Here is a 19,258-nt window from a genome sequence, read left to right as displayed (position 1 = left end):
AGGTGCTGGGCACCAACGACGTCGCTACCTTCTCCGGCAACGACACCGGCAGCGTGACCGAGGATCAGAACGTCTCCTCGACCAATACCCTGGATTACAGCGGCAAGCTGAACGTGTCCGATGTCGATCAGGGTCAATCGGTGTTCGATACCAGCCGTGTCGACAACAAGACGACCAACCTCGGCAAGCTGACCATCGACGCCAGCGGCAACTGGCATTACAGCGTCGACGACGCCAAGGTCCAATACCTCGGCCAGGACGTCACCCGCACCGAGGTGTTCACCGTCTACTCCAAGGACGGCACCTCGCATGACATCACCGTGACCATCAAAGGCGTCAACGATCCGGCCGTGTTCGGCGGCACCGACGGCGCTACCCTGGTGGAAGGCACCTTCCCGTCGGCCACCGGCACCCTGCTGGTCAGGGATGTCGATGCCGGCGAGGCTGGCTTCCGCCCGCAAGCCGACGTGCTGGTGAAATACGGCACCTTCCATTTCGACAGCGCCACCGGCCAGTGGACGTTCACCCTGAACGACACGGCCCAGGAGCTGACCAGCCAGGACAAGATCAACTACACCTTCCCAGTCCAATCGCTGGACGGCACCTCGCACAACGTCAACATCACCGTCTACGGCACCGACAATTTCGCCAAGATCAGCGGCGAAAGCACCGGCGCCGTCACCGAGGACCTCGCCGTCGGCGCCGATGGCGCGCTGACGCATAACGGCAAGCTCGACATCGCCACCCCGGACAAGGGACGCGCGGCGTTCGACACCGGCCGCGTCGACAGCCATGCCGGCAATTACGGCACGCTGACGATAGACAAGGACGGCCACTGGCAGTACAAGGTCGACAACGACAAGGTTCAGCACCTGGGCCAGGGCGAAACGCGCACCGAGGAGTTCACCGTCTACGCCAAGGACGGCACCGAGCACAAGATCAGCGTCGACGTCCACGGCGCCAACGACGCGCCGGTCTTCGTCGGCGACCAGACGCACGGCTTCGCCAAGGACGGCGGCATCCAGGTCACCACCGCCGAGGACACCCCGGTCAGCGGCCAGTTGCACGCGCAGGACGTGGACGCCAACGACCAGCTGAGCTACGCCGCCAGCGGCAACCCGCAGCACGGCACCGTGGTGCTGGGCAAGGACGGCAGCTGGACCTACACCCCGAACCAGGACTACAACGGCAGCGACAGCTTCAAGGTGACGGTCACCGACAAGGCCGGCGCCACCGACACCATCACCATCCACGTCGGCATCACGCCGGTGGACGATCCGTCGGTGCTGAAGCCGGACAGCGGCAACGTCGTCGAAGACAAGCCGCTGGCGGTCGACGCCGCCCACGGACTGCTGGCCAACGATTACGATGTGGACAGCAAGCTCAGCGTGCAAAGCGTCACCGTGGCGGGCCAGACCTACCAGCTGGGCAAACAGGGCGTGGACGTGGCGCTGGACGGCAAGGGCCTGCTGCACGTCAACGCCGACGGCAGCTACAGCTTCGCCCCGGCCGCGCACTACGCCGGCGAGCTGCCGCAGATCGGCTACACCACCAACACCGGCAGCAGCTCGACGCTGACGCTGACCATGACCCCGGTCGCCGACGCGCCGGTGGTCGGCGTGCAGATCGGCCAGGGCAGCTACCAGCCGGGCAGCCCGTATGTCGGCGGCCGCAACTTCGAATCGTGGGAAAAAACCGCGGCCGAATACGGCAAGAACGCCATCACGCTGGATGACGGCAACAACGCCTACGCCGACCTGCGCGGCAAGACCGACACCGGCTTCGCCGTGCGCGGCATGGGCGGCAACGACGCCATCTACCTGGACACCAGCAAGGCCGACAACGTGCTGATCGGCGACGACGGCAACCTGGGCCAGCTGAGCGGCAAGCCGAACGAAGTCAACGACACGCTGTACGCCGGCAAGGGCAACGACATCCTGATCGGCGGCAAGGGCGACGACAGCCTGTACGGCGGCGACGGCGTCGACACCGCGGTCTATGCCGGCAACTTCAAGGACTACACCGTCACCCGCCCGGTCATCGGCGCCGGCGGCAGCGTGTTCTTCGAAGTGACCGACAAGCAAGTGACCGCGGCCAACCCGTACGCCGGTGAGGGGCACGACAGCCTGTACGACATCGAACGACTGCAGTTCAAGGACGGCACCTACTACTGGAACGGCAAGGACTGGGCCAAGGAAGGGCCGGACCTCACCCGCTATCCGATCGACATCAGCGCCTCGCTGGTGGACCGCGACGGCAGCGAAGTGCTGGACAGCATCGTCGTCCGCCTGGACGCCAAGTACGCCGGCTCGCAGCTGTTCGACAGCCAGCACAACCTGATCGGCACCATAGGCAAGGACGGCTCGCTGACCATAGCCCAAGCCGGCCACTGGGACGCCAAGGCGCTGGACGTGAAACTGTCCGGCCTGCAGCTGGAAGTGCCCGGCAACGTCAAGGGCGCGCTGTCCATCGGCGTCGACGCTGTTTCACGTGAAACCGGCAACGGCGACACCGCGACCGGCCATGCCGGCTCCAACGCGGCCAATATGGCGCCGGAAACCTTCGATGTGTCCGCGTCCGGCCAGGAAGACCAGCCACTGATCAGCGTCGCGCTGTCCGGCAAGGACGGCGACGGCAGCGTCTCCGGCTTTGTGATCAAGGACCTGCCGACCAACGGCACGCTGTACAGCGACGCCGCTGGCACCCAGGTCGTCAAGGCCGGCGACACCGTGGGCGGCGCCGTCTACTTCAAGCCGGCGGGCCACTGGAGCGGCGACACCGGCTTCGGTTACGCGGCCAAGGACAACCAGGGCGCGGTGGACGCCAGCCCGGCCAAGGCCGCCATCCACGTCGAAGCCGTGGCCGACGCGCCGCAGCTGTCGCTGGGCGGCTACTCGTCGCTGGCCTCGCTCAACTTCGAGGACGTCAATCTGAACGGCCGCGAATGGCGGCAAGACGTGGCGGTCAACAAGATCGGCGGCGCCAACACCATAGGCGTGTGGAACACCGACAACGGCCGCGGCCTGATCGAAGTGGGCACCGAACGCACCTACACCGGCGGCAGCTCGACCAACAAGGTGCTGGAGATCGAGAACGGCCCCGGCGACCGCACGCTGTACACCGACATCCAGTGCGAAGCCGGCCGCTTCTACCAATTGGGCTTCGACATCGCCGCGCGTCCCGGCTGGGTCGCCAGTTCGCAGCTGCAGGTGAAGCTGATCGCGCTCGACGCCTTCGGCCAGCCCACCGGCAAGGCCACCGTGCTGTACGACTTCCATCCGACCAGCACCGGCTGGCTGCGCGACCAGCAGGTTGCGCTGCCGATCGGCGAGGACGGCAAATACCGGCTGATGTTCGAGGCCAAGGATGGCGACTCCTACGGCGCCATTCTGGACAACCTCAACTTCAAGGCGATGGACAACGCCGGCTATGAAGGCAGCTTCATCAAGCTGAGCAGCATCAGCGCCTCGCTGGTCGACCGCGACGGCTCGGAAACGCTGAACGTCTCCCTGTCCGGCCTGCCCAGCGGCGCGGTGCTGAAAGACGCGTCCGGCCACCAGGCGATGGTGGACGGCTCCGGCCGGCTGGATGTCAGCAACTGGAGCCTGGACAGCCTGCAATTGAAGGGTCCGGCCGGCTACCATGGCCAGCTGAACCTGACCGTCACCGCCACGGCCACCGAGCAGTCCAACCACAGCCAGGCCAGCAGCAGCCAGAACCTGAGCGTTTCCATCCAGGCGGTAGACCATCCAGTCACCCTGTCCGGACTGCACGCGCTGGATGGCGGCAGCGACGCCATCGTGCTGGAAAGCCATCTGGCCGCTGGTACCGCGCCGGACGCCGCCCAGCTGACCCAGCAGGGCAGCTTCGTGGTGAACGCGCCGGACGGCGTGGCCAGCATCCGCATCGGCGGCGTGGAAGTGGTCGGCGCCGACGGCAGGCTCACCGGCAATACGCTCAGCACCGCCTACGGCGCGCTGAAGGTCACCTCCTTCGACGCCGCCAGCGGCAAGCTCGGCTACCAGTACACGCTGGGCCACGCCGGCGCCAACGCGGGCGAGCGCTTCATCGACAGCCTCAACGTGGAAGTGCGCGACCGCGACGGCAGCAGCGCCAGCGACAAGCTCAACGTGGCCATCGTCAATGACGCGCCGCTGGCGGCCGACGACCGCGCCAGCCTGGCAGTGCTCAGCGGCGATCTGAAGATCAGCAGCAACGGCATCGTCGGCGACTGGGTGGACTGGGACGGCGGCCACCGCGTCAGCACCTTCAACCAGGGCGGCAACGACAACGGCCAGAACCAGCTGCGCTGGGGCGATACCTACGGCCAGCAGTCTGGCTACAGCTTCCGCGACAACGACACCCTGTTGAACAACACGCTGCCGCTGAACCAAACCTTCAAGCTGGGCGACCTCACCCACCTGAACTACGAGATCAGCGGCAACTCCGGCATCAGCAATGCCACGCTGGGCCTGTCGTTCATGCTGGGCGTCCAGCCGCAGCAGTTCCTCGTCCACCTGAACCATCAGGAGACGCCGAACAGCCGCGACTACGAAGCCAGCAAGGACATCGTCACCATCGACAACGCCAGCCAGACCTTCGAGTACAACGGCCGGCAGTACATCCTGCAGATCCTGGGATTCGACGATGGCAAGGGTCATATCGGCAACGAAATCCACACTGCCGAAAACGCCAACTCCACCTTCGGCATCATGGCGCGCATCGTCGAGGGCAGCGACTTCCACCATCCGGCCACCGGCGGCGACGTGCTGCAGAACGACGCCGCCGGCGCCGACGGCAGCCTGAAGGTGGTGGCTTGCGCCAGCGGCGGCCAGGCCGGCAACGGCGGCGTGGAGGCCATCCTGCACGGCCAGTTCGGCGACCTGCTGATGCACGCGGACGGCAGCTACAACTACACCTTCACCGGCGATAGCAAGCTGTTGGGCAACGGCCAAACCGACACCTTCACCTACACGGTGCGGGATGCCGACGGCGACCTGTCCAACGCCAGGCTGCACATCGACCTGTCGACGCTGGACCCGAACCAGCGCCTGCTCCAGGGCGATGCCGGCGACAACCGGCTGACGGGCACCGACGCCAGCGAGCTGATCCGCGGCGGCGCCGGCAACGACATCCTGACCGGCGGCGCCGGCGTCGACACCTTCAAGTGGTCGCTGGGCGATCAAGGCACCGCGGCCAAGCCGGCGCGGGACGTGATCACCGACTTCGGCCAGCATGGCGAGAAAGACGTGCTCGACCTGAAGGACCTGCTGCAGGGCGAAAGCCACAACGCGGCCAGCCTGGAGGGTTACCTGAACTTCCACAAGGAAGGCGCCAACACGGTGATAGACGTCCATCACCAGGGCCAGGGCACGCCGGTCACCCAGCAGATCGTGCTGCAAAACGTCGATCTGACCCAAGGCGCGACGCTCAGCGACGCGCAGGTGCTGAAAAACCTGCTGAACCACGGCCAGCTGCATACCGATTGAGGCGCGCAGCCCGATGTCGGCAGCCCCCCGCCCGAGCGGGGGGCTTTTTTGCGTCCACCGCGGCATGGCGGAAAAAAGCCATCCATGTCCGCGTCGGCGCAGCGCGGCGCTGGCGTCCCCTTGCTGCTAAGCGATGAAATGAAAGAAGGGGGAAAGAAACGGGAATGTCGCGCCGGCGGGGATTTCCGGCATGAAAGCGACCCGGCTGGCGGCGGCTGTCCGCCGCGGAACGGCGGCGAACGCTTCGTGTCACCCCAGCCGGAAAAACGGCGTCACGCCACGGCGGGACCGGTCAGGCCGTCGACGCGCAGTTCCAGCAGCCGTTTCGCGTCGGCTTCGCTGACCACTCCCTTGGCGATCAGCCTGGCGCCCATCAGCGACGTCATCCGCTGCACGCCCTTGACCAGCACCTGCCGGCCCTCGTCTTGGTGGATGCCGCGCGTCAACGCGCCATCCAGCACCAGATAGTCGATGCCAGCCTGGTTCAGCCGGGCGACCAGCTCCAGCCTATGGCCGCGGATCTCCACCGCCAGCCGGTGGCCGACGCCCTTCACCGCCTCGCCGAAAGCCAGGAAGGCATCCCAATGCTCGTCCAGCCCCGCCTCGTCGAATTCGAAGGATACCGTCGCCCGGCTGCCGCCCAGCATTTCCATCGCCTGCCACTGGAAGCCTTTGGCCGCCAGCGAGGCCGGCGACAGGTTCACCGCCAGCGCGGATCCCGGCGCGTCGGCCAAGGCCAGCCTCAGCGCCTCCAGGTCGGCTAGGTGGCTCAGGCCCAGGCGCAGGCTATGCGACACCAGCCGCATCGCGTTGATCGCCGGCAAGCCGCCCATCGCGGGCCGGAACAGCATGCCCTCCTGCCACAGGATGCCGCGCGCGGCATCCCGCACCGGGAACCAGCGCAGCCGAAGATTATGCTCGCGGCAGCTGGCTTCGATCAGTTCGCGCCAATCCCATTCGCTGCCCACTTCCGGGCCGCCGCCATCATCGACCCGCCACTGGTTGTCGCCCGCAGCCTCGGCCTCGGCCAGCGCCTGGCTGGCTCGCGCCAGCAGGCTGGCCAAGCCATCGCCCTCGACGATGCCGCACACGCCGATGTGGCCGATGCCGTCCCGGTCGCTCAAACCCATCTGCCGGTACAAAGCCAGCTGCTCGCATAGCGTCTCCGCCAGTTGCCGGCCGCCGTCGATCTCCAGCTCCGGGCAGAACACGGCGAAATCGGCGCCGCGCAGCCGGGCCGCCATCCAGCCCTTGCGCCGCGAAGCCAGATCCTCCAGATCCGCCGCCAGGCGGACCAGCAAGGCGTCGGCGCGCTCGCCTCCCAACCGCTGGTTCAGCTCAGCCAGCCCGGCCAGCCTCAGCAGCAGCAGGCAGCCGCGGACATCCTCCTCCTCGGCCAGCGTGCTGGACACCGCCTGCTCCAGCGCCTCGCGGTTGGGCAGGCCGGTCACCGGATCGGTATGGCGCTCGCGCCGCAATTGCTCCACCTCTTCCGACTGCTCGCCCAGATGGGACTGCAGCCTCTCCACCATGTGGTTCATCGCCCCCACCATCCGCGCCAGTTCCGGCACCTTGGGCTCGGTCATGCGCTGGAAACGACGCTCGCTGATCGCCCGCGCCTGGGTGACCACCCGCTGCAAATCGCGCCGCAGCTTGAAGATGTCGATGGAACCCAGCAAGCCGGCCAGCAAACCCGCTCCCAAAAGCCACAACATGGTCTGCAGCGCGCCCATCCACAACGACTCGTAGGCGTAGCCCAGCGCGGCCTCTACGCGTACCTCTCCGGCCTGCAGCCAGCCGGCGGTGACCAGCGCGTTGCCCGGCTGCGGGGACAGCGGCAGCAAGGCCCGGAACCAGTCCGGCGCCGCCGGGAAAACCGCCTGGTTGACGCGGTCGACCACAACCTTGCCGTCGGCTCCCTGCCAGCGGATGTGATGAAAATATCCCTGGTCGAAAGTCGCGTTAATCAAGGTTTCGGCCATCGCCTTGTCCGCCTTGTTCTGGGTGATCATCAACGCCAGCGAGTTGGCTGCATTGGCATTTTGGCCAGTCAGCTGCTGTTCCAAATAACTGCGCGCGTTGTACAGATTGGCCAGCAGCGCGCCCGACAACGACGTGAACACCAACAACAGCAGCAACAGCCACAACCGCTGGATCAAGGAAAGGTTTTTCATCGCGTCGCCCATCTCAAAAAGTGAAGCCCTCGTTTTTCATCTTGTCCATCACCTGGCGCCATCGGGTCAGCTTGGAGACATTGCTGCTGCGGTTGCCCACCCACAGGCCCTGGGCGTTGAAACTGAACACCGGCAGCAGGTCGGTCCGCTGCGAAGCCGGCTCGATCGAGGTCACCAGGCTGTCCAGAATCTGCGGCTCGGCGCTGGGCGTGGGATAATAGGCCAGCACCATGTGAGCCTGGCTGATCGTGCTGTCCGGCCCGCCTATCCGAGCCTTGACATAGGTGATGCGCAGCTTGTCCGGCGAGACGCCGAGCACCAGCAGCGAGATGTACTTGCCGATGCTGAAGTCCTCGCAGTCGCCCGCCCCCTTGCCGAACATCTCCAGCGGCGTCGCCCAATAATCCTGAACGCCCCAGTTGTCTATGTCCTCGCGGTACAGGATGCGCCGGTTGAAAAACTGGTTAACCTCGGCCAGCTTCTGCCGCTCGTCCGCGCCCTGCAGCTTGCCCAGCAGCTGGTTCCATTCGCGGAACAGCGCGACCGCGCGCGGGCCGTAGCGGGCGGCCGAACGCTCGGTCGGCAGGCTGGCGGCGGTGACGCACAGGCCCGCCAGCAACAGCGCGACGGACATCAGGCAGCGCCGCAAGCGCCGTCCTGAAACGAGCGAGGCAAGCTTCATGGTCATTCCATGCCGATCAATGATCGCAACTGTAGCAGATTGACGAATGATATTCGCTTGGCGCGGAATATTCACTTGCCATTTAAAGAAAATTTGTTTAATCTATTTATTGAAATATTTAATAATATCAGCCCCTTGCACCCGGAGACGATTAACCATGAAACGCTTAAAAAAATGCAGCGTTCGCCTGACTTTGGCCGCGTTGATGAGTTTAGCGGCCGCATCGGCGCAGGCCACCGACCTGCGTCAAGTCGTGGAAAAAACCATCGCCAACAACCCGGAAGTCCGCTTCCGCTTCCATGAATTCCGCTCGTCGGCGGAAGAAGTCGGCATCGGCCGCTCCGGCTACCTGCCGACCGTGGATGTCTCCTACACCCAGGCCCGCGAAGACAACAAGGAGCCGCTGGTCAATTACGGCCCGCAAATCACCAGCGACTTCAACCGCAAGGGCTGGTCCGCCGACCTGAGCCAGAACCTGTTCCAGGGTTTCCAGACCATGAACACGGTCAAGCAGCTGGAGTTCGGCAAACGCGGCAAGTACTACGAATTCGTCGACGCCTCCGAACAACTGGGCCTGGAAGCCACCCGCACCTATCTGGACGTGCTGCGCTACCGCCAGCTGCTGGATTACGCCAAGGAAAGCTATGGCGTGCACAAGGGCATCTACGATCAGATCGAACAAAAGGTGAAGGCCGGCGTCGGCCGCCGCGTCGACCTGGAACAGGCGGCCGGCCGGCTGGCGCTGTCCGAAACCAATATGATCAACGAGTCCTCCAATCTGCACGATGTGTCCGCCCGCTATGCGCGCCTGATCGGCGAGGAGCCGCCGACCGACCTGGCGCCGGCGCCGGCGATGCAGGACAAACTGCCGCGCGACAAGGACCTGCTGGTCTCCGCGGTGCGCAGCAGCCCCGCCTATTTGGCCGCGCAGGAAGGCGTGCGCGCCGCCCAGAGCGACCTGAAGGTCAAGCGCGGCGCCTTCTCGCCGACGCTGGACCTGCGCGCCCACGCCGAGAAAACCGACAACCTGAACAGCGTCTACGGCACCCACGACAAGCAGTCGGTGGCGCTGGTGTTCAACATCAACCTGTTCCGCGGCGGCGCCGACAAGGCCCGTCTGGGCGTGGCGGCCGAACGCTACAATTCGGCGCTGGACCTGCGCGACAAAGCCTGCCGCGACCTGCAGCAGACTGTGCGCATCGCCAGCAACGACGCCCACAAGCTGAGCGAACAGATGGGTTATCTGCGCCAGCACGCGCTGTCCACCGAAAAGGCCCGCGACGCCTACCTGAAACAGTTCGACATCGGCCAGCGCACCCTGCTGGACGTGCTGGACAGCGAGAACGAGCTGTACGACTCCAAGCGCGCGCTGGCCAACGCCGACTACGACAACAAGCTGGCCCAGGCCCGCGTGCTGGCCGCGTCCGGCCTGCTGCTGCCCGCTCTGCAGCTGAAGCCGATCGAAGAGCAAAGCTTCGAATCCGACAGCGACGACTCGCAGCGCGACGCCTGCAACACCGCCTACACGCCGCCGCAACCGTTCAGCGCCGCCGGCATCCCCGTCCATCCTTACGTGTCCACCACGATAGCGGACACGCCTGACGCCGCGACGGCGAAGAAGGCTGGCAAGGCCAAACGCTAAAACCTGGCCGCCGCAACCAAGCAAGACCCGCTCCGCGGGTCTTTTGGCCATTGTGGCGGCGATCGCCGGCATCGGAGCGCCGGCCCGCGCGCGGAATGGAAGCTGATCACCGTTCGCGCTCGGCCGCGCGTCCCTTTGACGGCACGTAAATAGTCAGACCCGGCACGATTGCCGACAATATCCATGGGAGTGGAAGCATGGCTTCCGAAATATCCAATCCTGAAACCGCGCAGCCGCTGAGCGAGCAAGCGACCCATCTCGACCCCCTGCTCGACTGCCTGTTCTCGCTGGCCCGCGGCTACGGCATCACCGCCACCCGCGAATCGCTGGTGGCCGGCATTCCGCTGGTGGACAACCGGCTGTCGCCGTCGATGTTCGCGCGCTCGGCGCGCCGCATCGGCCTGTCCACCCGCGTGGTGCGCCAGCCGCTGTCCAGCCTGCGCCAGCAGCTGCTGCCCGCCGTGCTGCTGCTGGAAAACAACACCGCCGGCATCCTGCGCGAGATCCGCGACGGCGTCGCCTTCCTCAGCATGTCCGAGCTGCCGGACGCCGTCGTCGAGATTCCGCTGGAAGACCTGGACCACAGCTTCGAAGGCATCGCCATCCTGGTGAAGCCGCGCTTCCAGTACGAGAAGCGCGCGCCGGAGCTGGCCGAGATCCGCGCGCGCCACTGGTTCTGGCGCACCATCTACGGCAGCAAGTCGCTATACCGCGACGCGCTGATGGCCGCCTTCCTGATCAACGTCTTCGCGCTGGCGATGCCCATCGTGTCGATGGCGGTTTACGACCGCGTGGTGCCGAACATGGCGCTGGAAACGCTGTGGGTGCTGGCGATAGGCGCCGCGCTGGTGCTGGTGTTCGACTTCCTGCTCAAGCTGACCCGCGGCTATTTGATAGACCTGGCCAGCAAGCGGGTCGACGTCGCGCTGTCGGCGCTGATCATGGAGCGGGTGCTGGGCATCCGGATGGAGGCGCGGCCGGCCTCGGTCGGCGCGTTCGCCGCCAACCTGCGCGCCTTCGAAACCGTGCGCGACTTCATCGCCTCGGCGTCTATCACCGCGCTGATCGATGTGCCATTCGTGCTGATCTTCCTGGTGGCCATTCTGTGGATCTCGCCGCTGATGGCGGCGCCGATGGTGATCGCCATCTTCATCATGCTGACTTTCGCCCTGCTGGTGCAGGAGCGGATGCAGGCGCTGACCGAGACTACGTTGCGCGCCAGCTCGCAGCGCAACGCCTACCTGGTGGAAAGCCTGTCCGGGCTGGAAACCGTCAAAGTGCTGGCCGCCGAGGGCGTGCTGCAAGGCAAGTGGGAGCAGGCTACGCTGTTCCTGGCCCAGGTCGGCTCGCGGTTGAAGATCCTGGCCGCCTCCACCATGAACTTCGCCGGCTTCATCCAGCAGTTGCTGTCCATCGCCATGCTGGTGCTGGGCGTGTATGAGATCATGGCCGGCAACGTGTCCATGGGCGGGGTGATCGCCGCGGTGATGCTGTCCAGCCGCGCGATGGCGCCGCTGAGCCAGGTGGTCAGCCTGCTGACCCAGTACCACAACGCCAAGACCTCGCTGGCCTCGCTGGACGGCTTCATGAAGATGCCGGTGGAGCGCGAGAAGGACGCCGCCTTCTTCCACCGCACCAGCTTCAAGGGCGAGATCGAGTTCCGCAACGTGTCGTTCAACTACCCGAACAACCCGATGGTGGCGCTGCGCGAGGTGTCGTTCAAGATCCGCGCCGGCGAGCGCGTGGCCATCATCGGCCGCGTCGGCTCCGGCAAGACCACCATCCAGAAGATGATCCTCGGCCTGTACCAGCCGACCGGCGGCGCGATCCATATCGACGGCATGGACATCAAGCAGATCGACCCGGCCGAGCTGCGCCGCCAGATCGGCCACGTGCCGCAGGATCCGGTGCTGTTCTACGGCACCATGCGGCAGAACATCTCCATGGGCTCGCCGCACGCCTTCGACGCCAGCATCGCCGCCGCCGCCGAGCAGGCCGGGCTGACCGAATTCGTCAACAGCCATCCGCAAGGCTTCGACATGCTGATCAGCGAACGCGGCGAATCGCTGTCCGGCGGCCAGCGCAAAGCGGTGACCATCGCCCGCGCGCTGCTGAACTCGCCGCCCATCCTGCTCCTGGACGAGCCGACCAGCAATATGGACCACAGCAGCGAAAGCCAGATCCGCCAGACGCTGGCCCGGGTGTCGTCCGGCAAGACCATGCTGCTGGTCACCCATCACAACGCGCTGCTGGATCTGGTGGACCGGCTGATCGTGGTCGACCACGGCGCCATCGTCGCCGACGGTCCCAAGCAACAAGTGATCGAGGCGCTGCAACAGGGCAAGATCGGAAAGGCGGGCGTTTGAGATGGAAATGAACTGGAAACAACGCCTGAACGGCTGGGTGGAGCGCGGTCAGGAACGCACCGGCCCGTACTGGGACAAGCTGATGGACTGGGCCTCCGCCCGAGACCTGGCCGACCGCAACGACTTCGCCGCCGACGCCGACTGGGCGATCCTGCAGCAGAGCCCGGGCCGGCCCCGCATCTTCGTCTGGAGCATGCTGGGCGTGTTCATCGTCGCCTTCCTGTGGGCGGCCTTCGCCAAGGTGGACGAAGTGTCGCGCGGCGAAGGCAAGGTGATCCCGTCCAGCCAGAACCAGCACCTGCAGAGCCTGGACGGCGGCGTGGTGTCGCAGATCCTGGTCAAGGAGGGCCAGGTGGTGCAGAAGGGCCAGCTGCTGCTCAAGGTGGACAACACCCGCTTCGTCTCCTCGCTGGAGGAAAACCAGGCACAGTACCTGGCCTTGCAGGCCAAGACCGCGCGGCTGAAGGCGCTGGCCAGCGGCACGCCGTTCTCGCTGCCGCCCAAGGTGCTGGAGCTGGCGCCGGAGATCGCCAAGCAGGAAATGGACCTGTACAACTCCAAGCAGATGGAGCTGAACGCCAGCGTCGGCATCGCCCGCCAGCAGCTGGCGCAGCGCGGCCAGGAGCTGAACGAGGTGCGCGCCCGCTATGCCCAGGCCCTGTCCAGCTACGATCTGACGATGAAGGAACTCACCGTCACCCGGCCGCTGAAGGAGTCCGGCGCGGTGTCCGACGTCGACCTGCTGCGCCTGGAACGCGACGTCGCCCGCTTCCGCGGCGAACGCGACCAAGCCGCCGCGCAGATGCCCAAGATCCAGGCCGCGATCGGCGAGGCGCAGCGCAAGATCCAGGAGGTGGAGCTGGCGATGCGCAACACCGCCAGCGCCGAGCTGTCGGACACCATGGCCAAGGCCAGCAGCCTGTCCGCCGGCAGCGTGGCGCTGGCCGACAAGGTGAAGCTGTCCGAGATCCGCTCCCCGGTGCGCGGCGAGATCAAGCGGCTGTTCATCAACACCATCGGCGGCGTGGTGCAACCGGGCAAGGACATCATCGAGATCGTGCCGATGGACGACTCGCTGCTGCTGGAAACCCGGATCACCCCGCGCGACATCGCCTTCCTCCATCCCGGCCAGCGCGCCGTGGTGCGCTTCACCGCCTACGACTTCACCATCTACGGCGGCATGGAGGGCAGCGTGGCCGAGATCGGCGCCGACACCATCACCGACGAGAAGGGCAACGCCTTCTACATCGTCAAGGTGAAGACCCAGGGCTCGCTGCTGGGCAAGGAAAAGCTGCCCATCTTCCCCGGCATGGTGGCCCAAGTGGACATCATGACCGGCAAGAAGAGCATTCTGTCCTATCTGCTGAAGCCGGTGCTGCGCGCCAAGGCCGAAGCGTTGCGGGAGCGCTGACATGGTCCACCTGCTGTTCTCCGCCAGCTCGGTGCTGGCCGGCTACTGGCAGGACGCGCTGGGGGAGGCGAGCCGCTGCGCGCGCCTGCCGCCGCAGGAGCGGGACGCCGTCTTGTGGCTGGACCTGGCCAGCCTGGACGCCGGCCAGCGCGACGCCGACTGGCCGACGCTGTGCCGCCACTACCGGGTGGTGGCGCTCAGCTCCTCGCCCAACGACGCCGAAGGCATGCACTGGCTGCAACTGGGCGTGGCCGGCTACGCCCACGCCTACGCCGGCGCCAACGAGCTGCGCCAGATCGCCGCCAGCGTCGCCGCCGGCGGCACCTGGCTGGGCCGCAGCCTGCTGCTGCAGCTATGCCAGCGCTTCGGCGCGCTGGTGCCGCCGCCAGAGCAGGCCGGCTGGCGCGATCGGGTATCCAGCCGCGAGGCCGAGGTGATCGCCATCCTCAAGCAGGGCCGCTCCAACAAGGAGATCGCCCGCGAGCTGGACATCACCGAGCGCACGGTCAAGGCCCACCTCACCGCCATCTTCCAGAAGTTCGGCGTCGAGGACCGCTTCCAGCTGCTGCTCAAGCTGACCCAGCCCGCGCACTGAAACGGTGCGCCGCGCATGAAAAAACGGCCATCCTTCGGGATGGCCGTTTTGCTTTGATGGACCAGGCGGCTCAAGCCGGCTGCCGGCGCCTGCCACGCCACAGCTCGCGCGCGCCCACCGCCGAATACAACGCCAGCGCGCCCCAGATCAGCGCGAAGCCCAGCGCGCGGTCGGGACCGAAAGGCTCGCCATACAGCATCACGCCCAACGCCAGCTGGATGCTGGGGCCGATGTACTGGATCAGCCCCACGGTGGCCAGCTTCAGCCGGCGCGCGCCGGCGGCGAACATCAACAGCGGTACCGCCGTCACCACCCCGGCGCCGATCAGCAAACCGTTGCGCAGCGCGTCGACATGGCCGAAAGCGCCCTGCCCGGTCCACTCGAACCATAACAGCGCCGCCAGCGCCAGCGGCGACATCAGGAAGGTTTCCAACGCCAGGCCGGGCAGCGACGGCAGCGGCGCCATCTTGCGCAGCAAGCCGTACAGGCCGAAGGTGGCGGCCAGCGACAACGCGATCCACGGCAACGAGCCGGCGCTGAAGGTCAGCCAGGCCACGCCCGCCGCCGCCAGCGCCACCGCCAGTTTCTGCGGCCGGCTCAGACGCTCGGACAGCACCAGCCGCCCCAGCAGCACGTTGACCAGCGGGTTGATGAAGTAGCCCAGGCTGCCTTCCACCACGTGGCCGGCGTTCACCGCCCAGATGTAGATCAGCCAGTTCAGCGACAGCACCGTCGACGACAGCGCGAAGACGCCCAGCTGGCGCGGCTGGCGGAACGCGGCGCGCACGTCGCCCCATTGCCTGAGCGCGGTCAGCACCAGCGCGACGAACAAGGCCGACCACACGATGCGGTGGCACAGAATTTGCAAAGCCGGCACTTCGTGCAGCGGCTTCCAGTACAGCGGAAACAAGCCCCAGCAGATGAAGGCGCCGACGGTGTACAACACGCCGCGGCTATCGCCGGCGGAAGAAGAGGAAGACATGCGATTCTCTGCGACACGGAATATTCCAACATCCAGCTTACCCGCTTTATTCCGTCGGAAAAATCATCATTACCTATACAGTCGGTTTACAAACACTTAACAAGCAATATTTTGCTGCACTGGCACATAAACCGCACCCGGACATGCCTTGTCGCGATCCCTTTGACGTTGACGTAAACGTAAACTATAGTCGGCGGCATTAGGGTTAACACTCTAAGCTGCGACAGCCGCGCATACCCAGGGCACAAGGTATAAAAATAAAGTGTCCCCGGCGCCCGCCAGCACAGCAAGCGCCCGGAACCAGCCGCCCACAAGGCAGCCGCGGGCTGATCGCCACAAGCGAGCACGACAGGAGGAGAAACCATGTCAATCCGCCACGCAGACCTGGAAGAAAAATACACCGCCCCCACCGGCCAGGTTCTGATGACAGGCATCCAGGCGCTCGTGCGCCTGCCCATGCTGCAGCAGGAACTCGACCGCGCCGCCGGCCTCAACACCGCCGGCTACGTGACCGGCTATCGGGGATCGCCGCTGGGCAATGTCGACCAGACCATGGTCAAGGCCAAGAAGCATCTGGACGCCCACAACGTGGTGTTCCACCCTGGCCTTAATGAAGATCTCGCCGCCACCGCGGTATGGGGCACCCAGCAGGTCAACATTTTCGAAGGCGCCAAATACGACGGCGTCTACTCGCTGTGGTACGGCAAGGGTCCGGGCGTCGACCGCTCCGGCGACGTGCTCAAGCACGGCAACGCGGCCGGCACCTCCAAGCACGGCGGCGTGCTCTTGGTCTGCGGCGACGACCACGCCGCCAAGTCGTCCACCTTCCCGCACCAGTCCGACCACATCCTGGCCGCCAGCATGATCCCGGTGCTGAGCCCGTCCGGCGTGCAGGAAGTGCTGGACCTGGGCCTGCACGGCTGGGCGATGAGCCGCTATTCCGGCTGCTGGGTATCGATCAAGGCGATCACCGACACCGTCGAGAGCTCGGCCATCGTCGACATCACGCCGGAACGGCTGGAATTCAAGATTCCCAAGGATTTCCCGCTGCCCGAGGACGGCCTCAACATCCGCTGGCCGGACACCCCGCTGGCGCAGGAAAAGCGCGTGCTGCACCACCGCCTGTACGCGGCGCTGGCCTACGCGCGCGAAAACAAGCTCAACCGCATCACGCTGGATTCGCCCAAGCCGCGCCTGGGCATCATCACCTGCGGCAAGAGCTACCTGGACGTGATGCAGGCGCTGGACGACCTTGGCATCAGCGAGGCCCAGGCCGCCGACATCGGCCTGCGCATCTTCAAGGTGGGCATGGTGTGGCCACTGGAGCCGGAAGGCGTGCGCCAGTTCGCCCAGGGCCTGGAAGAAATCCTGGTGGTGGAAGAGAAGCGCCAGATCATCGAATACCAGCTGAAGGAACAGCTGTACAACTGGCGCGACGACATACGCCCGCGCGTGGTGGGCAAGTTCGCCGAGAAAGGCGAATGGGCGCTGCCGCACGGCGACTGGCTGCTGCCGGCCGCCGGCGAGCTGACCCCAGCGATGATCGCCCGCGCCATCGCCAACCGGCTGGCGCTGATCTTCGACAGCCCGGTGATCCACGACCGGCTGAAGTTCTACGACGATAAAGAGGCGCAGCTGGTGCAGCCGCGCGAATCCATCGCCCGCGTGCCGCATTACTGCTCCGGCTGCCCGCACAACACCTCGACCAAGCTGCCGGAAGGCAGCCGCGCGGTGGCCGGCATCGGCTGCCACTACATGGCGCACTGGATCAGCCCGGAAACCACCAAGACCTTCACCCAGATGGGCGGCGAAGGCATCACCTGGCTGGGCCAGGCGCCGTTCACCACCACCAAGCACATTTTCACCAACCTGGGCGACGGCACCTACTTCCACTCCGGCATCCTGGCCATCCGCGCCGCGGTGGCCGGCAAAGTGAACATCACGTACAAGATCCTGTACAACGACGCGGTGGCGATGACCGGCGGCCAGCACGTCGACGGCTACCTGGACGTGCCGATGATGACCCGCCAGCTGGCGGCCGAGGGCGTCAAGCGCATCGTGATCACCAGCGACGACCCGGACAAGTACCAGAACGCCCAGGGCCTGGCGCCCGGCATCGACGTGTTCCACCGCCGCGAACTGGACCGCGTGCAACGCGAGCTGCGCGACATCGAGGGCGTGACCATCCTGATCCACGATCAGACCTGCGCCGCTGAGAAGCGCCGCCGCCGCAAGCGCAACGAATTCCCCGACCCGGCCAAGCGCGCCTTCATCAACGAGCGCGTGTGCGAAGGCTGCGGCGATTGCAGCAAGAAGTCCGGTTGCCTGTCGGTGCTGCCGGTGGAAACGCCGCTGGGCCGCAAGCGCAAGATCGACCAGTCCAGCTGCAACAAGGACTACTCCTGTGTCGAGGGCTTCTGCCCCAGCTTCGTCACTGTGGAAGGCGGCAAGCTGAGGAAGCCGGCCGGCGCCAGCGCCGACCTCGCCAAGATGCCGGCGCTGCCGATGCCGAAGATCCCGGCGCTGCACGAGCCGTTCGGCATCATGGTCACCGGCGTCGGCGGCACCGGCGTGGTCACCATCGGCCAGGTGCTGGGCATGGCCGCGTATCTGGACAACAAGGGCGTGACGGTGCTGGACATGGCCGGCCTGGCGCAAAAGGGCGGCTCGGTATGGTCGCACGTTCGCATCGCCGACTCTCAGGACAAGCTGCACGCGGTGCGCATCGCCGCCGGCGACGCCAACCTGGTGCTGGGCTGCGACCTGGTGGTGACCGCGGCCGAGGAAGCGCTGGCCAAGATGCGCGACGGCTTCAGCCACGCCATCGTCAACAGCTATGAATCGCCGACCAGCGGCTTCCTGAAGAACCCGGACATCCGCTACCCGGCCAAGGCGATGAAGGACGCCATCGTCGAGGCGGTCGGCGCCGGCCGCTTCAGCGAAGTCAACGCCAACAAGCTGGCCACCGCGCTGATGGGCGACGCCATCGCCACCAATATGTTCATGCTCGGCTACGCCTGGCAAAAGGGCCTGGTGCCGGTGTCGCTGGAGGCGATCATGGAAGCGGTGCGCTTGAACGGCGCCGCGGTCAAGTTCAACCAGGACGCCTTCACCTGGGGCCGCCACGCCGCCCAGGACCTGGCCCGTGTCGAAGCGCTGGTCAGCCCGACCGCCGTGGTGGCCTTCGTTCCACGTGAAACGCCGGACGCCGTGGTCCACCACCGAGCCACCCTGCTCGCCGCCTACCAGAACGGCGCGCTGGCCGAGCGCTACAAAGCGCTGGTGCAGAAGGTGCGCCAGGCCGAGGAGGCCGCGCAGCCCGGCAGCACCGCGCTGACGCTGGCCGCCGCCCGCGCCTACCACCACCTGCTGGCCTACAAGGACGAGTACGAAGTGGCGCGTCTGTATAGCGACGGCGAGTTCCAGCGCGAGGTGGCCGCCCAGTTCGACGGCGACTACAAGCTGCGCTTCCACATCGGCGTGGCCTGGCTGACCCGCGGCCAGCCGCGCAAGATCGCCATCGGCTCCTGGCTGATGCCGGCAATGAAGGTGCTGGCCAAGCTGCGCTTCCTGCGCGGCACCGCGCTGGACCCGTTCGCCTGGCAGGACGACCGCAAGCTGGAACGGCAGCTGATCGCCGAGTTCGAGCAGGGGCTGCCGGCGCTGCTGGCCAAGCTGTCGCCGGACGCGCTGCCGCAGGCGGTGGAATGGATGAGGACCTGGGAAGGCGTGCGCGGTTTTGGCCACATCAAGCTGGCCAACTACCAGCAGGCCAAGGCGCGCCAGGCCGAGCTGCAAGGCGGCCCGGCCCAGGCCGGCAAACCCGCCGCCAAGGCCGCCGTCGCCTGATCACGATTGTTTCCGCAGCTTTGGGCGTCGACTTAGGTCGACGCCTTTTTTCCGCCCTTAACTGGAAA

General features: G+C 66.1%; 10 protein-coding genes. 7 read left to right on the top strand and 3 right to left on the bottom strand.

Annotation, left to right across the window (positions count from 1 at the left end; genetic code table 11):
• Nucleotides 1–5,489: VCBS domain-containing protein (locus tag LQR33_RS04025; protein WP_231467711.1), on the top strand; the 5,489-nt coding region annotated here is incomplete at its 5' end.
• A gap of 272 nt (nt 5,490–5,761) precedes the next feature.
• On the opposite strand, the gene LQR33_RS04020 is transcribed toward LQR33_RS04025, so the two are convergent.
• Nucleotides 5,762–7,663, bottom strand: coding sequence for a bifunctional diguanylate cyclase/phosphodiesterase (locus LQR33_RS04020; protein WP_166438638.1), 1,902 nt, complete (start codon nt 7,661–7,663; stop codon nt 5,762–5,764).
• Nucleotides 7,664–7,676: 13 nt separating this feature from the next.
• Entirely contained in the window at nt 7,677–8,345 is a 669-nt protein-coding gene (locus LQR33_RS04015; RefSeq protein ID WP_031296862.1) for a transglutaminase-like cysteine peptidase, read from the bottom strand.
• 9 nt (nt 8,346–8,354) lie between these two features.
• On the opposite strand from LQR33_RS04015, the gene LQR33_RS04010 reads away from it, so the two are divergent.
• From LQR33_RS04010 to LQR33_RS03990, 5 genes are all read left to right on the top strand, one after another.
• A complete protein-coding gene (locus tag LQR33_RS04010; protein ID WP_231467709.1) occupies nt 8,355–8,648 on the top strand; it encodes a hypothetical protein in 294 nt (97 codons plus the stop codon).
• The gene (locus LQR33_RS04005; RefSeq protein ID WP_231467707.1) at nt 8,599–9,987 is read left to right on the top strand and encodes a TolC family outer membrane protein; all 1,389 of its coding nucleotides are present in this window, start codon (nt 8,599–8,601) and stop codon (nt 9,985–9,987) included. The genes LQR33_RS04010 and LQR33_RS04005 overlap by 50 nt, the downstream gene beginning before the upstream one ends.
• Before the next feature lie 197 nt (nt 9,988–10,184).
• Nucleotides 10,185–12,353: a type I secretion system permease/ATPase gene (locus LQR33_RS04000; protein ID WP_021478643.1), complete on the top strand. Its 2,169-nt coding sequence runs from the start codon at nt 10,185–10,187 to the stop codon at nt 12,351–12,353.
• A 7-nt stretch (nt 12,354–12,360) separates the two neighbouring features.
• Nucleotides 12,361–13,764 carry an HlyD family type I secretion periplasmic adaptor subunit gene (locus LQR33_RS03995; RefSeq protein ID WP_372400843.1) on the top strand — a complete coding sequence of 468 codons (1,404 nt, stop codon included), beginning with the start codon at nt 12,361–12,363 and terminating at the stop codon, nt 13,762–13,764.
• Between the two features lies 1 nt (nt 13,765).
• On the top strand, nt 13,766–14,359 hold the full coding sequence (locus tag LQR33_RS03990; RefSeq protein WP_231467706.1) for a helix-turn-helix transcriptional regulator: 594 nt from the start codon (nt 13,766–13,768) through the stop codon (nt 14,357–14,359).
• 70 nt (nt 14,360–14,429) lie between these two features.
• Here the strand turns inward: LQR33_RS03990 and rarD are convergent, their stop codons facing one another.
• Nucleotides 14,430–15,341, bottom strand: a complete 912-nt coding sequence (gene rarD, locus LQR33_RS03985) for an EamA family transporter RarD (RefSeq protein WP_231467704.1) — start codon at nt 15,339–15,341, stop codon at nt 14,430–14,432.
• Between the two features lie 363 nt (nt 15,342–15,704).
• Between rarD and LQR33_RS03980 the strand changes: the two genes are divergently transcribed.
• Complete coding sequence (locus LQR33_RS03980) at nt 15,705–19,190, top strand: indolepyruvate ferredoxin oxidoreductase family protein (RefSeq protein WP_221666231.1); 3,486 nt, start codon at nt 15,705–15,707, stop codon at nt 19,188–19,190.
• Nucleotides 19,191–19,258 lie beyond the last annotated feature (68 nt).

The sequence above is a fragment of the Chromobacterium piscinae genome (assembly GCF_021129175.1).
GTDB classification, from domain to species: domain Bacteria; phylum Pseudomonadota; class Gammaproteobacteria; order Burkholderiales; family Chromobacteriaceae; genus Chromobacterium; species Chromobacterium piscinae.
Note: the sequence above shows the minus strand (reverse complement) of the source record. Positions and strands in the feature narration are given on the sequence as shown.